This is a genomic window from Pantoea vagans (assembly GCF_004792415.1).
GTDB classification, from domain to species: Bacteria; Pseudomonadota; Gammaproteobacteria; order Enterobacterales; family Enterobacteriaceae; genus Pantoea; species Pantoea vagans.
In genome coordinates this window covers 3025610-3046052 of sequence record NZ_CP038853.1, presented here as the reverse complement: position 1 = coordinate 3046052, position 20443 = coordinate 3025610, and the positions used below count along the sequence as shown (strand labels likewise).

Below are 20443 nucleotides of genomic sequence, written 5' to 3'. Positions count from 1 at the left end.
CAGCTTAGTGGGTCTGGTTGTGCTCAACCGGATGACTGTTCGCTGATTCGTCTTTTTTCTTGCCAAAGCGGCGGCGTACCACCACAAAGAACACAGGAACGAAGAAGATCGCCAGTATGGTCGCGGTGACCATGCCCCCGATAACGCCAGTACCTACGGCGTTTTGTGAACCGGAGCCAGCACCCGTACTGATCGCCAGCGGCAGTACCCCGAGAATAAACGCCAGTGAGGTCATCAGGATAGGACGCAGACGCATACGACAGGCTTCCAGCGCTGCTTCAATCAGCCCTTTACCCTCTTTATCCATCAAATCCTTGGCAAATTCGACGATAAGGATGGCGTTCTTGGTCGAGAGGCCGATGGTTGTCAGTAACCCCACCACGAAGTAGACGTCGTTACTCAGGCCACGCAACGTGGTAAAGATCAGCGCACCGATAACCCCGAGTGGAACAACCAGCATGACCGAGAATGGAATCGACCAGCTCTCGTACAGTGCGGCAAGGCACAGGAAGACCACAATCAGCGAGATGGCATAGAGCGCAGGTGCCTGGTTGCCTGACAGACGTTCCTGATAGGACATACCGGTCCAGTCATAGCCGATGCCCGCAGGCAGCTTCGCCGCCAGCTCTTCCATCAGGTCCATTGCTGCACCGGAACTTTTGCCTGGTGCGGCCTGGCCCAGAATTTCCATGGCTGGCAGACCGTTGTAGCGCTCAAGACGCGGTGAACCATATTGCCACTTCGCTGACGAGAAGGCAGAGAAGGGCACCATGGTTCCACTGCTGTTACGCACGTACCATTTACCAATGTCGTCCGGCAGCATACGGGAGTCCGCATTACCCATGACGTAAACTTTCTTCACACGACCGCGGTCGATAAAGTCGTTTACGTAGGAGCCGCCCCAGGAGGCTGCCAGCGTGGTATTGATATCACTCAGTGATACGCCCAGCGCCTGCGCTTTTTCCTGATCGATAGTCAGTTTGTACTGCGGTGTATCTTCCATCCCGTTAGGGCGAACACCCACCAGCGTATCAGGATGCTGCGCAATCATACCGAACAGCTGATTACGTGCTTCCGTCAGCTTATCGTGGCCGAGGTTGTTCTGATCGATCAGCTCAAAGTCAAAGCCGGTCGCGTTACCCAGCTCGATAATTGCGGGCAGGTTGAACGGGATGACCATCGCATCTTTGATCGCGCCCAGCGCCTGCATGGCACGGCCAGCAATCGCCGGAACTTTCATGTCGCTACCGGCACGCTCATCCCATGGCTTAAGACTGACAAAGGCGATACCGGTGTTCTGTCCACGACCAGCAAAGCCGAAGCCGTTAACGGTGAACACGGATTTAACCGTATCTTTCTCTTGGGTCAGGAAGTAATCCGTCACCTGATCCAGCACTTTCTGGGTACGTTCCTGAGTAGCACCCGCTGGCAGCTGTGCCTGAGCGAGCAGCAGACCCTGATCCTCTTCCGGTAAGAATGAAGAGGGCAGTCGCATAAACAGAAACGCCATACCGACCACGATCAGCAGGTAGATCACCATATAGCGACCCGTACTGCGGATCATGTGACCGACGCTGTCGACATAGTGGTGGGTGCTTTTGTCGAACATGCGGTTGAACCAGCCGAAGAAACCGGTGGTTTTACCGTGCTCGCCTTTTTTAACCGGCTTCAGCATGGTGGCACAGAGTGCCGGCGTCAGAATAAAGGCGACCAGCACCGACAGTGCCATCGCTGAAACGATAGTGATTGAGAACTGACGATAAATAACGCCTGTCGACCCACCAAAGAACGCCATCGGAATAAATACGGCGGCCAGCACCAGCGCGATACCGACCAGCGCGCCCTGAATCTGCTCCATGGAACGCTTGGTCGCTTCTTTTGGCGGCAATCCTTCTTCCGCCATGACGCGCTCGACGTTCTCGACCACCACGATGGCATCATCCACCAGCAAGCCGATGGCCAGCACCATCCCGAACATCGTCAGGGTATTTATCGAATAACCAAACGCGCTGATAACGGCAAACGTACCCAGCAATACCACAGGTACGGCGATGGTAGGAATCAGCGTGGCGCGGAAGTTTTGCAGGAACAGGTACATGACCAGGAACACCAGCACAATCGCTTCGATCAGCGTTTTCACTACTTCGAAAATCGAGATCTTAACGAACGGGGTGGTGTCATACGGATAAACTACTTTTAACCCGGCCGGGAACGTTGGCTGCAGTTTGGCCAGCTCGGCTTTTACCGCATTGGCGGTATCCAGCGCATTCGCACCGGTGGCCAGCTTGATACCGATACCGGATGCAGGCTTACCGTTATAACGGGCAACGATCTCGTAGTTTTCTGCACCAAGCTCAATTCTGGCCACATCACGCAGACGAACCTGAGAACCATCCTCGTTCACTTTGAGCAGAATTTTACCGAACTCATCCGTTGAGGTCAGACGGGTTTGCGCAATGATGGAGGCGTTAAGCTGCTGACCCGGAACCGGAGGCGTACCGCCCAACTGACCGGCAGCGACCTGGGTGTTCTGAGTGTTCAGCGCGCTGATCACATCGACCGGTGTCAGGTTGTAGTTGTTCAGCTTGTGCGGATCCATCCAGATACGCATCGCGTACTGCGCACCAAATACCTGGGTATCACCCACGCCTTTGGTACGGCTGATAGGATCTTTGATGGACGATGAAATGAAATCAGAAATATCATTCTGCGTCATATTGTCATCGTCGCTGATGAAGCCCGCAACCATCAGGAAGCTGCTGGAGGATTTTTTAACCTGAATCCCCTGTTGCTGCACTTCCTGCGGCAGCAGCGGCGTCGCCAGCTGCAGTTTGTTCTGCACCTGAACCTGCGCGATATCCGCATCTGTTCCTGACTCAAAGGAGATAGTCAGGGTCAGCGTACCGGATGAGTCGCTGCTCGAGGACATATACATCAGTCCATCGATACCGTTCATGTTCTGCTCAATGACCTGCGTCACCGAGTCCTGCAGCGTTTTTGCATCCGCACCAGGGTAGGTTGCCTGAATCTCAATCGCCGGCGGCGCAACATTAGGATATTGCTCGATCGGAAGTTTGAGAATCGATAGCGCACCGACCAGCATGATGATGATGGCGAGCACCCACGCAAAGATGGGGCGATCGATAAAGAACTTAGCCATGAATCAACGGCTCCTGTTATGACGATGACTTGTCAGACTGCGGCTTTGAATCGGGTGCCGCTTTCGCATCGTCTGAGACTTCTTGTGGAGTAACCTGTGCGCCTGGCTTGGCACGCTGCAGACCGGTGCTGATCACACGTTCGCCTGCTTTAACGCCGTCGGTCACTAACCACTTGTCACCGATCGCCTGAGAGGTGGTGACCTGACGTGATTCGACTTTGTTATCTGCACCCACAACCATCACGGTTGCCTGACCCGTTGGCGTGCGGGTGACAGCCTGTTGCGGCACCAGCATTGCATTCGGGTTGATCCCCTCATCCAGACGCGCACGAACAAACATGCCCGGTAACAGCGTGTGGTTCGGGTTCGGGACAATGGCGCGCAGGGTGATGGAGCCGGTGGTTTCATCAACGGTCACGTCAGAGAACTCCAGCGTACCGGTCTGTGCATAGCTGCTGCCGTTCTGCATCAGCAGCGTCACGTTGGCTTTGCCATCGTTCTGCTTCAGCTGACCCGATTCCAGTTCTGAACGTAAGCGCATGAAATCTTCGCTCGACTGGGTCACGTCGACATACATGGGATCAAGCTGCTGCACGGTAGCCAGCGCGGTGGTTTGTGCGCTTTGTACCAGTGCACCTTCGGTAACAGAGGATTTACCGATGCGGCCACTGATAGGCGAGGTCACTTTGGTATATGCCAGGTTAATACGGGCCGTTTCAACATTGGCTTTTGCCACCTGCACGGCAGCATCGTTCTGCGCGGCAGTGGCAACGGCGGTGTCATAATCCTGCTGACTGATATATTTGGTGCCGAGCAGCGGTTTATAGCGCTTGACGGTCAGCTGAGCGATGCGTGCATTCGCCTGAGCCTGAGTCAAATCGCCTTTAGCGCTGTCGTAAGCGGCCTGATAAGTCGCCGGATCGATCTGATAAAGAGACTGACCTGCTTTGACATCGCTGCCTTCAATGAAGTTACGCTTCAGAATGATACCGGAAACCTGCGGACGGACTTCAGCCACACGATATGCTGAGGTGCGGCCAGGTAATTCAGTCGAAATTTTCAGGGGTTCAGTTTTAAGTGTCACAACACCCACTGCTGGCGGTTGCTGGGCGGCTTGTTCGGATTTATTGTTGTCACATCCTGTTAACAAAAAGCTGCCTGATAGCATCAGGACGGCCGCCAGAGGCGATAATCCTCTGATTTTATTCATAAATAAACCTCTAGTGTCCGATATCAATTGGTCAATGGATCACAAACTGAAAAACCCATTGCTGTGTCAAGTCGCAGGTCATGCTATGGTACATACATTCACAAATGTATGTAAACTTACCTGTTTGTAAAAAAAGCCCCCTATGGCACGAAAAACCAAAGCGCAAGCACTTGAAACGCGACATCAAATTCTTGATGCCGCCATTGTTCTGTTTTCGCAGCAGGGCGTCTCAGCCACTTCTCTTGCAGAGATTGCCACAGCCGCCAGTGTCACGCGTGGGGCTATCTACTGGCACTTCAAAAATAAAGCCGATGTATTACATGAAATATGGCTTCGTTGTGATGCTGGTCTGGACGATGTGGAACTTGAGTATCAGACAAAATACCCTGGCGATCCACTCTCTGTGTTGCGCGCAATGCTGGTCTATATCTTTGATGCAACAGCAAAGGATCCGCAGCGCCGCGCTTTGATGGAGATCATTTTCCATAAATGTGAATTTGTGGGCGAAATGTCGGCGCTGAAAAATATTCAACAAAGCCTGCTGCTGGAGTGCTACGACAAAATAGAAGATGTTCTGCGTCAGTGCATTGAAGCCGGACAACTTCCGGGCAGTCTCAGTACGCGTCAGGCCGCACTTATCCTGCGTGGTTACGTTAATGGCATGATGGAAAGCTGGCTGTTTGCGCCCGAAAGTTTTGATTTAGCCGCTGACGCGCCAACGCTGGTCAATGCCTTTATTGATATGCTGCGTCTTAGTCCGACGCTGACTGCTCAGCGCTAAGCAGGCTGCCCATCGCGCTTGTTCTCGAAATCGCGTTGCACCATGGCCAGCGCTGAAAGCACCGTTTCAACCGGCAGTTGATGCTCTTCCAGAAGCTGGATCAAATCCACTGCCAGTTTGACGTCGTCAGGGGCGTTTTCCAGTGACATCTTTTCTCCTAAATACGTAAGCGGGCCGCGACCAGCAGCATCAGCACTGCGCCGAGAATCGCCATGCCCAGCGCGCCAGCATGCAACGTCGCCAGCGAGCCCAGTTCAAAATAGGTGGCGATATAGCCGCCAATCAGTGCGCCGATCATCGACAGCGTCAGGGTCGCCATCAGGCCGCCGGGGCGTCCCGGCATCAGCAGACGCTTCAGCAATCCCAGCAGCAGCCCGCATAGCAGCCAGGTCAGTAAACCCATGGTTCTTCTCCACGCAGAATTACACCCAGTATAGAAGCGCTTTTATCACGCTGCGCTTTATTCGCCGTCTTCACTGCCGCGCAATGACGAGGCCCACTCAACCGAGCGAATCGCCTGTCGACAGCGTGCCAGTCGTCCCTCCAGCGTTTCCAGATCCTGCTTCAGCTGATGCTGTACCGCCAGGGTTTCAGCCAGTGCCAGCCGCTGCTCACGCTGATCGATCATCGCCAGTAAACGCCGTTCAAATTCACGGTACTCCTGATATTTAGTCGCGCGTGGGTTCTTTACTGGCTGTTCGCGTCGGATACGCAACTGTTGGGTACTCGCCTCGCGTTGCAGGGCGGCAATCTGATCGACCAGGCGTTCAGCCAGCCAGGCACTGCGGGCAAGGTCATGGTTAACGTCGCATAATCGGGCGAAGTTCTGTTCCACCTCCTGCAGATAATCTGCCAGTCTCGTACCTTTGGTCTGGAATAGCTGAGTATCAAAACGTGGCAGACGGCAAACGCCATCGGGATGGCGGGCAATCTCCTGACGCAGGGCAATAAGGAGCTGGTGCAGGCGCTGTTGTACAGCGATCGCACTCATCGTCTGGCCCTGAGTTGTGCTAACGTACGCTGATGAGGAAAGAGCTGGGCAAGATTCATGCAACGCATTCTGTTATTAACCCTCGGCTGGCTGGCGATTGTGCTGGGGACGCTGGGCATTGTATTACCTTTATTACCCACCACGCCATTCATGCTGCTGGCGGCCTGGTGTTTTGCCCGTTCATCGCCGCGCTTCCATCACTGGCTGCTGTGGAAATCGCCGTTTGGCCGCTATCTGCGTCACTGGCAACAGCATCGCGCCATGCCGCCGGGTGCCAAAATGCGCGCTATCTGCCTGATTGTCGCCACCTTTAGTCTCTCACTTTTTCTGGTGCATCAGCTCTGGGTTCGCATCATGCTGCTGATCATGCTGGCGGCGCTGCTGCTGTTTATGTGGCGTATTCCGGTGGTGGCAGAAACAGCGGACGCACCGCCGCCGCCGCGATAAAGTTGCATTTAGCCGGTCATTTGCTTAGATTTGGGCGTCTTCGTGCGTGGCTTCCCTTTGTGAATTAACTTCCGCTGAGCCTTTTACCAGGTATTAGCGCTTTTGAAGCTGCGCGAAACAGAATTTTTTACCAGGCGTATCATTATGACCGACACTGCGCAGCAGCTTGAATTCATTAAAAACAGCATTAAAAGTATCCCCGATTATCCTAAGCCAGGCATCCTGTTCCGCGATGTCACCAGCCTGCTGGAAAATCCGAAAGCCTACGCCGCGTCGATTGCGCTGCTGGTTGAGCGTTACCGTAATAAAGGCATCACCAAAGTGGTGGGTACGGAAGCGCGCGGTTTTCTGTTTGGTGCACCCGTGGCATTAGGTCTTGGTGTCGGTTTTGTTCCGGTTCGTAAGCCTGGCAAACTGCCGCGTGAGGTTTACAGCGAATCCTATGAGTTGGAATACGGCACCGATAAGCTGGAATTGCACAAAGATGCCATCCAGCCAGGCGATCTGGTGCTGGTGGTTGACGATCTGCTGGCGACCGGTGGCACCATTGAAGCGACCGTTAAACTGATTCGCCGTGCTGGCGGTGAAGTGAAAGACGCAGCCTTCATTATTAACCTGTTCGATCTGGCCGGTGAATCGCGTCTCAATGCCCTGGGCGTTGAGAGCTACAGCCTGGTCAAATTCCCCGGTCACTAAGCCACGCTTTCGGTCTCGCCACCCGGCGAGGCCGTCACGCCTCCGGCGTCAAGATAACGAGTGCCAGCCAAAAGCGTAGCTGATAGACTACTGCAATCTTATACAGGGGTTGCAGAGCGTCTGCGCTCATCTTTCCATCCAACTTCGTCGAACTCCACATGAGCTATCAGGTACTTGCGCGAAAATGGCGTCCCCAGGCTTTTGCTGATGTTGTCGGTCAGGAACATGTTCTGACGGCGCTGGCGAATGGATTGTCTCTGGGACGCATCCATCATGCTTATCTCTTCTCCGGCACCCGCGGCGTAGGGAAAACCACCATTGCGCGTCTGCTGGCCAAAGGCCTTAACTGCGAAACCGGCATCACCGCCACGCCCTGTGGTCAGTGTGATAACTGCCGTGAAATTGAGCAGGGCCGCTTTGTCGATCTGATTGAGATTGACGCCGCCTCACGCACCAAAGTTGAAGACACCCGCGATCTGCTCGACAACGTGCAGTACGCCCCGGCGCGTGGCCGCTTCAAAGTCTATCTGATCGATGAAGTACACATGCTGTCGCGTCACAGCTTCAATGCGCTGTTAAAGACGCTGGAAGAACCACCTTCACACGTTAAATTCCTGCTGGCGACCACCGATCCGCAGAAACTGCCAGTGACCATTCTTTCGCGCTGCCTGCAGTTCCACCTCAAAGCGCTGGATGTTGATCAAATCCGTCAGCAGCTTGAGCATGTCCTGAAGCAGGAACAGATTGAGAGCGAGACCCGGGCGCTGCAGCTGCTGGCGCGTGCCGCCGATGGCAGTATGCGTGATGCGCTGAGCCTCACCGACCAGGCGATTGCCATGGGGCAGGGCGCTGTGACCAGCAGCACGGTCAGCGTTATGCTCGGCACGCTGGATGATGAACAGCCGCTGGGTCTGCTGGAAGCGCTGGTTGACGGTAACGGTCAGCAGGTAATGAACCTGCTGAGCCAGGCCGCGTCACGCGGGGTGGAATGGGAGGCGCTGCTGGTCGAGATGCTGCGCCTGCTGCATCAGATTGCGATGGTGCAACTGCTGCCGGCCTCGCTCAACGATGACGAAGAAAGCAATGCAATCCGGCTGCGTGAACTGGCCCGCGTGGTGCCGCCAGCCGATCTGCAGCTCTATTATCAGACCCTGTTGATGGGCCGTAAGGATCTGCCGATTGCGCCCGATCGCCGTATGGGCGTTGAGATGACGCTGCTGCGCGCCCTGGCGTTTCATCCTAAAGCGGCGGTGGCAGAACCCATTGCGCGTCCCGCGTTAACGGAACAGATGGCACCTGTTGCTCCGGCGCAGACGTCACCGGCACCATCCGGTTCTGCACCAGTAGCACGACCCACGACAGCACAGCCAGCCACATCGTCACCTGCTCAGACAAGGTCGCCCGTAGCGCAGCAGCCGGTGCCTGCGCCGCAACAGCAGGTTGCCGCTCAGCCACAGATGGCCGCGCCCGATCCGGCTCCGCAGCCTGCGCCGCCACCGGATGCGATGCCTGACAAGGCACTTTCCAGTTCCACCAGCCAGCTCCTGCAGGCGCGCACTCAGTTGCTGCGTCAGGGAGCGAACAAGCCAAAAAAGAGTGAGCCGGCGGCGCCAGGTGCGCGGCCGGCCAACTCCGCGCTGGAGCGGCTGGCCTCGGTTACCGAGCGCAGTCAGCAGCGTATCCGCGATCGTGAGCCCGCTGCCCCGGTAAAAGAGGAAGCATACCGCTGGAAAGCGGTTAATCAGCCGGTTGAAGTGGCGGAGCCGGTGGCGACGCCTAAGGCCTTGCGTTCCGCACTGGAGCATGAGAAAACCCCTGAGCTGGCGGCGCGTCTGGCCGAAGAGGCGCAGCAGCGCGATCCCTGGGCCGCAGAGATTGCAACCCTGCCGCTGCCGAAGCTGGTGCAGCAGCTGGCGTTAAATGCCTGGAAAGAGACAACTGAAAATGGTGTCTGCCTGCATCTGCGAAGCAGCCAGCGTCACCTTAATTCACCGTCGGCGCAGCAGGTGTTAAGTGATGCGCTTAGCCAGAGTGCCGGGCAGAAAGTTGAACTCTCTGTCGTTGAAGACGATAATTCATCGGTGTTGACGCCACTGGAGTGGCGTCAGGCCATTTACGAAGAGAAACTGGCGCAGGCGCGTCAGTCGATCACCTGTGATACCCACATTCAGACGCTGCAGCGATTTTTTGATGCCGATCTGGATGAGGAGAGTATCCGACCTGTTTAGACACGCTGCTGCTATCGTAACGATAGCGTTGTAGCCTCAGCTGAGAGAGAAAACTATGTTTGGTGGTAAAGGCGGATTGGGCAACCTGATGAAACAGGCCCAGCAGATGCAGGACAAAATGGCCAAGGTTCAGGAAGAGATCGCCGCGATTGAAGTCACCGGTGAATCGGGTGCTGGCCTGGTAAAAGTCACCATTAACGGCGCGCACAACTGCCGTCGCGTGGAAGTCGATCCCAGCCTGCTGGAAGATGACAAAGATATGCTGGAAGATCTGATTGCCGCGGCGTTCAACGATGCGGCACGTCGCATTGATGAAACCCAGAAAGAGAAGATGGCGTCTGTCTCCTCAGGCATGCAGCTGCCACCAGGCTTTAAGATGCCGTTCTGATGCAAACCAGTCCACTGCTTGAATCATTGATGGAGTCGCTGCGCTGTCTGCCTGGCGTTGGGCCGAAGTCGGCACAGCGCATGGCTTTTCAGCTGCTGCAGCGCGATCGCAGCGGTGGTATGCGGCTGGCACAGGCGCTGACCCGGGCGATGTCGGAGATCGGACACTGTTCCGACTGCCGGACATTCACCGAGCAGGAAATTTGCACCATCTGCGCCAATCCGCGGCGTCAGCAGAATGGTCAAATCTGCGTGGTGGAAAGCCCGGCAGATATCCACGCCATTGAGCAAACCGGCCAGTTTGGCGGTCGCTACTTTGTGCTGATGGGGCATCTCTCGCCGCTCGACGGCATCGGTCCGGCGGACATCGGTCTGGATCGTCTGGAGCAGCGGCTGGAGAGTGAAACGCTGCAGGAAGTGATCCTCGCCACCAACCCGACGGTAGAAGGTGAGGCAACCGCAAACTACATCGCGGAGCTCTGTGGTCAGTATGGCGTCGACGCCAGCCGTATCGCGCACGGTGTACCGGTAGGCGGAGAGCTTGAGATGGTGGATGGCACCACGCTGTCCCACTCGCTGGCAGGCCGCCAGAAGTTTAAATTTTAATCACTTGCCGGTGTTGTGACAGACACCGGCTTGAAATTCCTCCTGTCATCCCCACATCAACCTCAACGTTTGTTCAACCTGTTTTGTTGAGGTAGCAATGACCATGAAAGGACAAGAGACCCGTGGCTTTCAGTCGGAAGTAAAACAACTTCTGCACCTGATGATCCATTCTCTCTATTCAAACAAAGAGATTTTCCTGCGTGAGCTGATCTCCAACGCCTCGGATGCGGCAGACAAACTGCGCTTCCGTGCGCTGTCAGATTCCAGCCTGTATGAAGGTGATGGCGAGCTGCGTGTTCGTCTCTCTGTTGATAAGGACAACCGTACCATCACGCTCAGCGACAACGGCATCGGTATGCGTCGCGATGAGGTCATTGAGAACCTCGGGACTATCGCCAAATCAGGCACCAAATCTTTCCTGGAATCCCTGGGTTCCGATCAGGCGAAAGACAGCCAGCTGATCGGTCAGTTCGGTGTCGGTTTCTACTCTGCCTTTATCGTGGCGGACAAAGTCACGGTGCGTACCCGTGCCGCTGGCGCATCAGCCGATGAGGGCGTGTTCTGGGAATCCGCGGGCGAGGGCGAATATACCCTGGCGGAGATTGAGAAAGCCGATCGCGGTACTGAGATCACCCTGCATCTGCGCGAAGGCGAAGATGAGTTCCTGGACGCATGGCGCGTGCGCAGCATCATCAGCAAATATTCCGATCACATTGCGCTGCCGGTTGAGATTGAGAGCAAAGATGAAGAGGGCGAGGGAACGCACTGGGAGAAAATCAACAAAGCCCAGGCGCTGTGGACCCGCAACAAATCTGAGATCAGCGACGACGAGTACAACGAGTTCTACAAGCATATCGCCCATGACTACAGCGATCCGGTCGCCTGGAGCCACAATCGGGTGGAAGGTAAGCAGGAGTACACCAGCCTGCTCTACATTCCGGCGCGTGCGCCATTCGATATGTGGAACCGCGATCAGAAGCATGGCCTGAAACTCTACGTGCAGCGCGTCTTTATCATGGATGACGCTGAGCAGTTTATGCCGAACTACCTGCGCTTTGTGCGTGGTCTGATTGACTCGAACGATCTGCCGCTGAACGTCTCCCGTGAGATCCTGCAGGATAGCCGCGTGACCCAGAGTCTGCGTGCTGCGCTGACTAAGCGTACCCTGCAGATGCTGGAAAGACTGGCGAAAGAAGATAACGAGAAATACCAGACCTTCTGGAATGAGTTCGGTCTGGTGCTGAAAGAGGGCCCGGCGGAAGATAACGCCAACCAGGAAACCATTGCAAAACTGCTGCGCTTCGCCACCACCCAGAGCGAAGGTTCGGCACAGACCATTTCGCTGGAAGATTACGTCAGCCGCATGGTGGAAGGTCAGGAGAAGATTTACTACATCACCGCTGACAGCTATGCCGCCGCGAAGAGCAGCCCGCATCTGGAACTGTTCCGCAAAAAAGGCATTGAGGTGCTGCTGCTTTCCGATCGCATCGACGAATGGATGATGAGCTACCTCACCGAGTTCGACGGTAAAACCTTCCAGTCGGTCAGCAAAGCGGATGAGTCGCTGAGCAAGCTGGCAGATGAAGAGACCGAAGAGCAGAAAGAGGCGGAAAAAGCGCTGGAGCCGTTTGTTGAGCGGGTGAAAAATCTGCTGGGCGAGCGTGTGAAAGAGGTGCGTCTGACGCATCGTCTGACCGATACGCCAGCGATTGTGACTACCGACGCCAACGAGATGACCACGCAGATGGCGAAGCTGTTCGCGGCGGCCGGACAGGAAGTGCCGGAAGTGAAGTACCTGTTTGAAATCAACCCGGATCACCCGCTGGTGAAACGTGTTGCGGATACGCAGGATGAAGCACGCTTCGGTGAGTGGATTGAGCTGCTGCTGGATCAGGCGTTGCTGGCCGAGCGCGGCACGCTGGAGGATCCTAACCAGTTTATCCGTCGCATGAACCAGCTGCTGACGGCATAACGGCAACAGGCCGGTGAATTTCACCGGTCTCAGACGGCTGATAAAGTCAAAGCAGTGGGATTCTGGCCGCAAAGAATGAACCCAGTGCGCAGGGAACATGGTCAGAAGAGGAAAGCGGCCCGCGCCATGGATGGCGCGGGCCGAGCGTGTCACGGACTGGCCTTAGCGTCTTTCCGATCTGACCGTGTTTTTTGCGCTGGCTCGATCAGACAGCCGTCAAGGCTTGACGCAGTCATCAAAATCAAGCCGGTGATAATCACCGGCTTTTTTTATAGCTGTGCGGCATCCCGCCATTCCTGCTCAGCGCAGGCGGTAAATCTGAAAATACGGCAGGCCAGCCAGCCGGGTCGGGTTCAGGGCCAAAAAGCGATTAATGTCGCCTCGCGCGATCCTCGCCCTTCCTTGTGATGAGCGGGTCATAATGGTATGTTCTTCCGCTTCTAAGATAGATCAATGCGATTCGCAAGGGGATTTACGCAATGCGTATTATTCTGCTCGGAGCTCCGGGCGCAGGTAAGGGGACTCAGGCCCAATTCATCATGGAGAAGTACGGCATTCCGCAAATCTCCACTGGCGACATGTTGCGTGCAGCAGTAAAAGCAGGCAGCGAGCTGGGTAACCAGGCGAAAGCCATCATGGATGCTGGCAAACTCGTAACCGATGAGCTGGTGATTGCGCTGGTTAAAGAGCGTATCACTCAGGAAGACTGCAAAAACGGTTTCCTGCTGGACGGTTTCCCGCGCACCATTCCTCAGGCAGATGCAATGAAAGAAGCCGGGATCACCGTTGATCACGTGCTGGAGTTCGCTGTACCGGACGAGCTGATTGTTGAACGTATCGTGGGCCGTCGCGTTCACGCGCCATCTGGCCGCGTTTATCACGTCACCTTTAATCCACCGAAAGTGGAAGGTAAAGATGATGTGACAGGCGAAGAGCTGACCACGCGCAAAGACGATCAGGAAGAGACCGTGCGTAAGCGCCTGGTGGAATACCATCAGATGACCGCGCCGCTGATTGCTTACTACAGCAAAGAAGCGGAAGCGGGCAACACCGCCTATCACAAAATCGACGGCACCCGTAAGGTGACCGAAGTGAGTGCCGAGCTGGCTAAGATCCTCGGCTAAGCTCAATGGGGCCGGTATCACTGGCCCCTTTTGCAGTAATTGCTTTTACCTCCCACTAATTCCGCTACAATTTCCCTGTTTTCACGCATCCCCGTTGTCATCAAGGAACTCAAATGAGGCAAGATAAGCCCGGCGTGTTATTGGTTAATTTAGGTACGCCAGACGCCCCAACCACACCTGCAGTTAAACGCTATCTGAAACAGTTTTTAAGCGATCCGCGCGTGGTCGATGCACCACGCTGGCTCTGGTGGCCGGTTCTCAATGCTGTCATTCTGCCGTTTCGCTCGCCGCGCGTGTCGAAGCTCTACGCATCGGTCTGGATGGAAGGTGGATCACCGCTGCTGGTTTACAGTCAGCGTCAGCGCGATGCCCTGGCGGCTCGCGTCGATATGCCTGTCGAGCTGGGTATGAGCTATGGCAATCCGAGCCTGAAAAGCGCAGTGGATAAGCTGATGGCGCAGGGCGTCACCCGCCTGATTGTGCTGCCACTCTATCCGCAATTCTCCTGCTCTACCGTGGCCGCGGTTTGGGATGGCCTGACCACCGTCTTCAGAGGGTATCGCTCGCTGCCCGATGTGCAGTTTATCCGTGATTACGCCGAACATCCGGCCTATATCGCTGCACTGAAAGCGACGGTAGAGCGCTCGTTTGAGCGGCACGGTCAGCCCGATCTGCTGGTATTGTCGTTCCATGGCATTCCGCAGCGCTTCGCCAACGAAGGCGATGACTATCCGCAGCGCTGTGCTGATACCACGGCGGCGCTGGTCAAAGCGCTGGGTCTGCGTGAGGATCAGTACATGATGACCTTCCAGTCGCGTTTTGGTCGTGAGCCGTGGCTGATGCCTTACACCGACAAGACCATGGAAAGTCTGCCTGCCAAAGGGATCAAACATGTTCAGGTCATGAGTCCGGGCTTCTCGTCTGACTGCCTGGAAACGCTGGAGGAGATCAGTGGTGAAAACTGCGAAATCTTTATGCATGCCGGCGGTGAGAAGTTTGAGTATATCCCTGCGCTGAACGCCGATGAGGCGCATATCGACATGATGGTGCAACTGGTCGACGCACGCCGTTAAAGCGAAGGCGGAGAGTGTGATATCATTCTCCGCCTGTTTTTCCAGACGGCATTCCCGATGAAATTTCCCGGCAAACGCAAATCCAAACACTACTTTCCCGTCAGCGCACGCGATCCCCTGTTACAGCCCGCTCAGCACGATGTTGATGCCGGCAGCTGGGTGGTGGGTATCGACCAGACGCTGGTGGATATCGAAGCCAAAGTCGATGACGACTTTCTCGCCCGTTACGGCCTGAGTGCCGGGCACTCGCTGGTTATCGATAATGCCGTCGCGGAAGCGTTGTACAACGAGCTGATGCGCGATGCGCTGATCACCCATCAGTTTGCCGGTGGCACCATTGGTAACACGCTGCACAACTTCTCGGTGCTGGCCGATGACCGCTCCGTGCTGCTGGGCGTAATGTGCAACAATATCCAGATTGGCGGCTACGCCTATCGCTATCTCTGCAACACCTCAAGCCGGGTCGATCTTAACTATCTGCAGGGCGTTGATGGCGCCATTGGCCGCTGCTTTACGCTGATTGGCGAACATGGCGAGCGCACCTTCGCGATCAGCCCCGGCCAGATGAACCAGCTGCATCCGGATAATGTGCCGGAAGAGGTGATTGCCGGAGCGTCTGCGCTGGTGCTGACCTCCTATCTGGTGCGCTGCGCCGAAGGTGAACCCATGCCGCAGGCAACGTTACAGGCGATTGAATATGCCAAACGCCACAACGTGCCGGTGGTGCTGACGCTGGGCACCAAACATGTGATTGGCGACAATCCTCAGTTCTGGCGGGATTTCCTGCGCGAGCACGTCAGCATCGTGGCGATGAACGAGGAGGAAGCGCTGGCGCTGACCGGCGAATCCGATCCGCTGCTTGCTTCCAATATGGCGCTGGACTGGGTGGATCTGGTGCTCTGCACCGCTGGCCCGATTGGGCTTTATATGGCGGGCTATACCGAAGACGAGTTCAAACGCAAAACCAACCACCCGCTGCTGCCTGGCGCGATTGCGGAATTCAACCAGTATGAGTTCAGCCGCGTGATGCGCCAGCAGGATTGCCAGCAGCCGCTGCGCATCTTCTCGCACATCGCGCCTTATATGGGCGGACCAGAAAAGATCATGAACACTAACGGTGCCGGAGATGGTGCGCTGGCGGCGTTGCTGCATGACATTACGGCCAACAACTATCACAGCCTGAATGTGCCGAACTCCAGTAAACATGCGCGTCCGTATCTGACCTATTCGTCGCTGGCACAGGTGTGTAAGTATGCCAACCGCGTCAGCTATCAGGTGCTGAATCAGCATTCACCGCGTTTAACCCGCGGCCTGCCGGAGCGGGAAGACAGTCTGGAAGAGTCTTACTGGGATCGGTAACGCGGGTCATTGCCACGCATAAAAAAGGCCCTTCTGAACAGAAGGGCCTTAGATGACTGGCAATGTCTGGCTCGTTTAGCGGTGAGATCGAGCCTGCTAAGGGAACACGGTCAGATCGGAAAGGCGCTTAAACCATCCCTGGCCGCTCGGCCCGCACGATTACGCACCTCATCCCTGAGGTGCGCCCGTTGCAGGGCCAACGCGTTGCGTTGTTCAAAAACGCTCCCGGCGTTTTTGTCCATGGCGCGGGACGCTTTCCTCCTCTGCCCATGTTCCCTGCGTATTGAGTTTATTATTTGCGGTAAAATTTACCCTGATTTTGATATATCAGTAGCCTGCGAGGCCTTGCTAAAAACGCATCAGCGCACGACGTCGCAGGGCTGTAAATCTTCGCCCTGCGTCATCTCATCCTGCAGGATTTGCAGCATACTGCTGGCAATCTCACGTTCACCCATCACCACGCGCGAAGCGCCACGCTCCATGATGTACTCCACCTCATCGTCATAGTGAGCGCGGGCGATAATCTCGATATTCTGATGTTTTTCACGCGCCGCCGTCACCACTTCACCCGCTTCGTAGCCATTCGGTATGGTCAGTAACAGCCAGCGGGCGCAGTCGAGCCGTGCCAGTTCCATGGTGTCCGCGCGAGCGGCATTCCCCAGCACCGCCTTGATGCCCTGTTCGCGCAGCGCTTCGACCCGTGTACGGGAGTTTTCAACCACCACCAGCGGAACATTAGCCTCAAGCAGCTTCTGACCAATCAGGCTGCCAACCCGGCCATAGCCCACAATCACTGCGTGATTGCAGAAATCCACCGGGATCTGCTTCTCTTCTTCGATCGCTTCTTCCAGCGTCTGCTCTTCCATGGATTCCGTTTTGGCCAGGAAACGCTCCAGCAGGGTAAACAGAATCGGGTTAAGCATAATCGACAGAATGGCGGCGGCCAGCACCAGGTTGCGGCCCTCATCACTCAGCAGGCCCAGCGAGATGCCCAGACCGGCCAGAATAAAGGCGAACTCACCAATCTGCGCCAGGCTGACCGAAATGGTCAGTGCTGTGCGGCGCGAATGGCCGAGCAGTGACACCAGCAGCCACGCGGCGACCGACTTGCCTACTACGATAATCACCAGTGCGCCCAGCACTGCCAGCGGCTGCGTCACCAGAATCGACGGATCGAACAGCATGCCGACCGAAACAAAGAACAGCACGGCAAACGCATCACGCAGCGGCAGGGTATCGCGTGCGGCGCGGTGGCTCAGTTCCGACTCGTTCAGCACCATACCGGCGAAGAAAGCACCCAGCGCAAACGACACATCAAAGAATTCAACGGCCCCAAAGGCGATGCCCAATGCCAGCGCTAACACCGCCAGCGTAAACAGTTCGCGTGAGCCGGTGGCGGCGCTGCGGGCGAGGATCCAGGGCACGGCACGGCGTCCCACCACCATCATCAGCACCATGAACGCAGCGACTTTGCCGATGGTCCACAGCAGGTCCCAGGCCAGTAGTCCGGCGCTGGCGTTGCCCTGTTCCATCATGCCCGCAATGGCTGGCAGCAGCACCAGCGTCAGCACCATCACCAGATCTTCGACAATCAGCCAGCCGATGGCTATCTGTCCGCGCTGGCTGTCAATCAGCTGTCGTTCCTCTAACGCGCGCAGTAACACCACGGTACTGGCGGTAGAGAGGCAGAGACCAAACACCAGGCCGGTCATCCACGACCATCCCAGCGTCCATGACAATCCCATTCCCAGTAACGTCGCGACTGCTATCTGCGCGATGGCACCGGGAATGGCGATCGACTTTACCGACATGAGATCTTTCATTGAGAAGTGCAGGCCGACACCAAACATCAGCAGGATAACGCCGAGTTCTGCCAGTTCAGGGGCCAGATTGGTATCTGCGACAAAGCCGGGCGTAAAGGGGCCAGCCAGCACGCCGGCCATCAGATAGCCAACGAGGGGCGAAATACGCAGGCGGTTTGCCAGCATCCCAAGGAGAAATGCCAGAACCAGCGCTCCGACAATGGTAGTGATCAACGGTGTGGTGTGATGCATGCCTGTCTCCTTGTATACAAATGTATCCGCTTGTAACAAATGAGTTTAAAACAAAATCACCTCTTTCGCTGAGCAATTTGCGGGAATACCTTAAAAAATCATGAAAAAAAGTCAAAACCACAATCGAAAGGGTGTTTTTGTCCATTATCCATAATATTGGCTGATTTGACGCTTTAAACAGGGCCGGATAAATAAAAATTAGCTTCAGTAAATTACGCCGGTCTGGCACGAATATGGGTGAAATGTGCATGCAGAGAGGTTAAAGCCTGCCAGCGGCACTTTTGCAGCAGTAAACAATCGGTTAACAACATGGTTTACTGCCTGTTCCTGCTCAGCCGTGAGAAACCGGACCCGGGCTGGCACGATAACCCGCTTTTGCACGGGGTCACTCTGCGGCCACTTTCCTGCTCTGCAAAGGGGAAGCAGAGACGAAAAGCGTGAGCACCTGCATGCACGCAGATGTGCATTGGCCTTGAGTTCGCCGGGGGAATATGCGACACAGTGGGGCAAAGCGGCAGATAATCGGGCCAGAAAGTAAATTAAGGAGAATCACCGTGTTGTTATCAAAATGGACAGGGGCAGGTGTGGCGCTACTGGTGGCCCTGATGCCGCTGTTTTCACAGGCCGCCGAGGCCGACCGCACCTATCGTTTCAGCCTGCTGCACACCAACGATGAGCATGGCCACTTCTGGTTTAATGCGCAGGGCGAATATGGTCTGGCGGCGCAGAAAACGTTGATGGATACCATGCGCTACGATGTCCAGGCCAGAGGTGGAGGCGCACTGATTCTCTCTGCCGGAGATGTAAATACCGGCGTGCCGGAGTCCGACGAGCTGGATGCTGAACCCGATTTTCGCGCGATGAACCTGATTGGCTATGACGCGATGGCGCTGGGCAATCATGAGTTCGACAAGCCGATTGCGGTTCTGCGCAAGCAGGAGAAGTGGGCGCGATTCCCGCTGCTGGCCGCCAACGTTTATCAGAAAGGCACCGATCAGCGCCTGTTTAAACCCTGGGCGGTATTCAACCGTCTCGGGCTGAAAATTGCTGTCGTCGGGTTAATTACCCCGGACACCGCAAAACTGGCTAACCCGGCTGGGCTGAAAGATACTGAGTTCCGCGATCCTGTCGCGGAGACGGTGAAGGCAGTTGCTGAACTGCGTGCCGCCGAGAAGCCGGACGTGATTGTCGCGCTGACTCACCTTGGCCACTATGACGACGGCAAGCATGGCAGCAACGGCATCGATGACGTCACTCTGGCCCGCAGCCTGCCTGCCGGCACAATCGACCTGATTGTGGGTGGACATTCCCATGATGCGGTCTGCATGGAAAAAGAGAACGTCAGCGTTAAAAATTATCAGCCCGGCCAGCCCTGCAAACCCGATCAGCAGAACGGCATCTGGATTATGCAGGCCGACAAGTGGGGCAAATATGTCGGCCGTGGCGACTTCACCTTCCGTAATGGAGAGGTGTCGCTGGAGGCTTATCAGCTGGTGCCGGTCAACCTCAAACATCAGGTGAAGAATGCAGATGGCAGTGAAACCTGGCTCACCTGGCAGGAAGAGATCCCGAAAAATACCGCGATGATGAAGCTGCTGATGCCGTTTCAGAAGCGGGCAGAGGTGAAGCTGACCCTGAATGTCGGCAGCGTTGACGGCGACTTCAGTGGTGAAAAAGAGCAGGTTCGGTTTGAGCAGACTAATCTCGGCCAGCTGATTCTGCGCGCCCAGATGGCGCATACTAAAGCCGATTTTGCGGTGATGAGCGGCGGCGGTATTCGCACCTCGCTGAAATCGGGCAAGCTGAGCTGGCGTGACCTGCTTCAGGTCCAGCCGTTCAGCAACCAGGTGGTCTCGGTCAGCCTGACCGGCGCAGAGATCAAAAAATATCTGGATGTGGTCGCCAATATTCAGCCTGACTCAGGTGGCTATGCCCAGTTTGCTGGTATCAGCCTGACCGCCGACGGAAAGCATGTCAGTAACGTCCGTATTGACGACAAACCGATTGAAGATACGCAGCATTATCGCATGGCGACCAACAGCTTTAATGCGGCGGGCGGCGACGGCTATCCGCGTCTGGATAATCATGCCGGGTACGTCAACAGCGGAGCAGTCGATGCGCAGGTGCTGCGCGACTTCATTAAGGCGCATTCACCGGTTAAAGCCAGTGACTATCAGCCGAAAGGCGAGATCGTGCATCTGACCGATGAGCAGATTCGTGCGCGGGATGAGGCAGCAGAGAAAGCGCGGAAGCGTAACTATCCCAAAATGATTCTGGCGTGGATCTGGCCGTGGGGGAACGAAACAGCCGCCACGCATTGAACTGACCGGGAGGCGCTTGCGCCTCCCGTTTTTC

At 55.9% G+C, this 20443-nt stretch carries 17 protein-coding genes and 1 other annotated feature; of the genes, 11 read left to right on the top strand and 6 right to left on the bottom strand.

Features of this window, described 5'->3' with window-relative positions; genetic code table 11:
- Positions 1 to 4: 4 nt before the first annotated feature.
- Positions 5 to 3160 (bottom strand): efflux RND transporter permease subunit, encoded by a 3156-nt coding sequence (locus EGO56_RS14435; RefSeq protein ID WP_135909857.1) that lies wholly within the window; start codon positions 3158 to 3160, stop codon positions 5 to 7.
- Between the two features lie 16 nt (positions 3161 to 3176).
- On the bottom strand, positions 3177 to 4370 hold the full coding sequence (locus EGO56_RS14430) for an efflux RND transporter periplasmic adaptor subunit (RefSeq protein ID WP_013357016.1): 1194 nt from the start codon (positions 4368 to 4370) through the stop codon (positions 3177 to 3179).
- Positions 4371 to 4512: 142 nt separating this feature from the next.
- On the opposite strand from EGO56_RS14430, the gene acrR reads away from it, so the two are divergent.
- Entirely contained in the window at positions 4513 to 5151 is a 639-nt protein-coding gene (gene acrR, locus EGO56_RS14425) for a multidrug efflux transporter transcriptional repressor AcrR (RefSeq protein WP_033731781.1), read from the top strand.
- Here the strand turns inward: acrR and rsmS are convergent.
- The 3 genes from rsmS to priC are packed head-to-tail and all read right to left on the bottom strand — an operon-like array spanning position 5148 to position 6142.
- On the bottom strand, positions 5148 to 5300 hold the full coding sequence (gene rsmS / locus EGO56_RS14420) for a pleiotropic regulatory protein RsmS (protein WP_013357018.1): 153 nt from the start codon (positions 5298 to 5300) through the stop codon (positions 5148 to 5150). The genes acrR and rsmS overlap by 4 nt on opposite strands.
- Before the next feature lie 8 nt (positions 5301 to 5308).
- A complete protein-coding gene (locus EGO56_RS14415; protein WP_013357019.1) occupies positions 5309 to 5554 on the bottom strand; it encodes a GlsB/YeaQ/YmgE family stress response membrane protein in 246 nt (81 codons plus the stop codon).
- Between the two features lie 57 nt (positions 5555 to 5611).
- A complete protein-coding gene (priC, locus tag EGO56_RS14410; RefSeq protein WP_135909855.1) occupies positions 5612 to 6142 on the bottom strand; it encodes a primosomal replication protein PriC in 531 nt (176 codons plus the stop codon).
- Positions 6143 to 6199: 57 nt separating this feature from the next.
- On the opposite strand from priC, the gene EGO56_RS14405 reads away from it, so the two are divergent.
- From EGO56_RS14405 to EGO56_RS14365, 9 genes are all read left to right on the top strand, one after another.
- On the top strand, positions 6200 to 6589 hold the full coding sequence (locus EGO56_RS14405) for a DUF454 family protein (RefSeq protein ID WP_135909853.1): 390 nt from the start codon (positions 6200 to 6202) through the stop codon (positions 6587 to 6589).
- Between the two features lie 144 nt (positions 6590 to 6733).
- Entirely contained in the window at positions 6734 to 7285 is a 552-nt protein-coding gene (gene apt / locus EGO56_RS14400) for an adenine phosphoribosyltransferase (protein ID WP_135909852.1), read from the top strand.
- A gap of 158 nt (positions 7286 to 7443) precedes the next feature.
- Positions 7444 to 9513 (top strand): DNA polymerase III subunit gamma/tau, encoded by a 2070-nt coding sequence (gene dnaX, locus EGO56_RS14395; protein WP_135909850.1) that lies wholly within the window; start codon positions 7444 to 7446, stop codon positions 9511 to 9513.
- Positions 8855 to 8916 (top strand) — a sequence feature (DnaX frameshifting element). Its footprint overlaps the gene before it by 62 nt.
- Positions 9514 to 9568: 55 nt before the next feature.
- The gene (locus EGO56_RS14390) at positions 9569 to 9901 is read left to right on the top strand and encodes a YbaB/EbfC family nucleoid-associated protein (RefSeq protein WP_003850423.1); all 333 of its coding nucleotides are present in this window, start codon (positions 9569 to 9571) and stop codon (positions 9899 to 9901) included.
- Positions 9901 to 10506: a recombination mediator RecR gene (recR, locus tag EGO56_RS14385; RefSeq protein WP_013357024.1), complete on the top strand. Its 606-nt coding sequence runs from the start codon at positions 9901 to 9903 to the stop codon at positions 10504 to 10506. Before EGO56_RS14390 ends, recR begins: the two co-directional genes overlap by 1 nt.
- Positions 10507 to 10603: 97 nt before the next feature.
- Entirely contained in the window at positions 10604 to 12478 is a 1875-nt protein-coding gene (gene htpG, locus EGO56_RS14380; RefSeq protein ID WP_135909848.1) for a molecular chaperone HtpG, read from the top strand.
- 479 nt (positions 12479 to 12957) lie between these two features.
- Entirely contained in the window at positions 12958 to 13602 is a 645-nt protein-coding gene (adk, locus tag EGO56_RS14375; protein WP_013357027.1) for an adenylate kinase, read from the top strand.
- A 113-nt stretch (positions 13603 to 13715) separates the two neighbouring features.
- Positions 13716 to 14675 carry a ferrochelatase gene (gene hemH, locus EGO56_RS14370; protein ID WP_013357028.1) on the top strand — a complete coding sequence of 320 codons (960 nt, stop codon included), beginning with the start codon at positions 13716 to 13718 and terminating at the stop codon, positions 14673 to 14675.
- Positions 14676 to 14732: 57 nt separating this feature from the next.
- Entirely contained in the window at positions 14733 to 16034 is a 1302-nt protein-coding gene (locus EGO56_RS14365) for an inosine/guanosine kinase (RefSeq protein WP_013357029.1), read from the top strand.
- 359 nt (positions 16035 to 16393) lie between these two features.
- Here the strand turns inward: EGO56_RS14365 and ybaL are convergent, their stop codons facing one another.
- On the bottom strand, positions 16394 to 18088 hold the full coding sequence (gene ybaL, locus EGO56_RS14360; RefSeq protein ID WP_013357030.1) for a YbaL family putative K(+) efflux transporter: 1695 nt from the start codon (positions 18086 to 18088) through the stop codon (positions 16394 to 16396).
- A gap of 605 nt (positions 18089 to 18693) precedes the next feature.
- Between ybaL and ushA the strand changes: the two genes are divergently transcribed.
- Positions 18694 to 20409: a bifunctional UDP-sugar hydrolase/5'-nucleotidase UshA gene (ushA, locus tag EGO56_RS14355; protein WP_238349023.1), complete on the top strand. Its 1716-nt coding sequence runs from the start codon at positions 18694 to 18696 to the stop codon at positions 20407 to 20409.
- Positions 20410 to 20443: the final 34 nt, after the last annotated feature.

Bases quoted from the DNA above. Each gene is read 5' to 3' on its own strand.
- EGO56_RS14430 (WP_013357016.1), bottom strand. From the start codon at position 4,370: ATGAATAAAATCAGAGGATTATCGCCTCTGGCGGCCGTCCTGATGCTA.
- EGO56_RS14365 (WP_013357029.1), top strand. From the start codon at position 14,733: ATGAAATTTCCCGGCAAACGCAAATCCAAACACTACTTTCCCGTCAGC.
- hemH (WP_013357028.1), top strand. From the start codon at position 13,716: ATGAGGCAAGATAAGCCCGGCGTGTTATTGGTTAATTTAGGTACGCCA.
- ybaL (WP_013357030.1), bottom strand. From the start codon at position 18,088: ATGCATCACACCACACCGTTGATCACTACCATTGTCGGAGCGCTGGTT.
- recR (WP_013357024.1), top strand. From the start codon at position 9,901: ATGCAAACCAGTCCACTGCTTGAATCATTGATGGAGTCGCTGCGCTGT.
- EGO56_RS14415 (WP_013357019.1), bottom strand. From the start codon at position 5,554: ATGGGTTTACTGACCTGGCTGCTATGCGGGCTGCTGCTGGGATTGCTG.
- acrR (WP_033731781.1), top strand. From the start codon at position 4,513: ATGGCACGAAAAACCAAAGCGCAAGCACTTGAAACGCGACATCAAATT.
- htpG (WP_135909848.1), top strand. From the start codon at position 10,604: ATGACCATGAAAGGACAAGAGACCCGTGGCTTTCAGTCGGAAGTAAAA.
- dnaX (WP_135909850.1), top strand. From the start codon at position 7,444: ATGAGCTATCAGGTACTTGCGCGAAAATGGCGTCCCCAGGCTTTTGCT.
- adk (WP_013357027.1), top strand. From the start codon at position 12,958: ATGCGTATTATTCTGCTCGGAGCTCCGGGCGCAGGTAAGGGGACTCAG.
- EGO56_RS14405 (WP_135909853.1), top strand. From the start codon at position 6,200: ATGCAACGCATTCTGTTATTAACCCTCGGCTGGCTGGCGATTGTGCTG.
- EGO56_RS14390 (WP_003850423.1), top strand. From the start codon at position 9,569: ATGTTTGGTGGTAAAGGCGGATTGGGCAACCTGATGAAACAGGCCCAG.
- EGO56_RS14435 (WP_135909857.1), bottom strand. From the start codon at position 3,160: ATGGCTAAGTTCTTTATCGATCGCCCCATCTTTGCGTGGGTGCTCGCC.
- rsmS (WP_013357018.1), bottom strand. From the start codon at position 5,300: ATGTCACTGGAAAACGCCCCTGACGACGTCAAACTGGCAGTGGATTTG.
- ushA (WP_238349023.1), top strand. From the start codon at position 18,694: ATGCCGCTGTTTTCACAGGCCGCCGAGGCCGACCGCACCTATCGTTTC.
- apt (WP_135909852.1), top strand. From the start codon at position 6,734: ATGACCGACACTGCGCAGCAGCTTGAATTCATTAAAAACAGCATTAAA.
- priC (WP_135909855.1), bottom strand. From the start codon at position 6,142: ATGAGTGCGATCGCTGTACAACAGCGCCTGCACCAGCTCCTTATTGCC.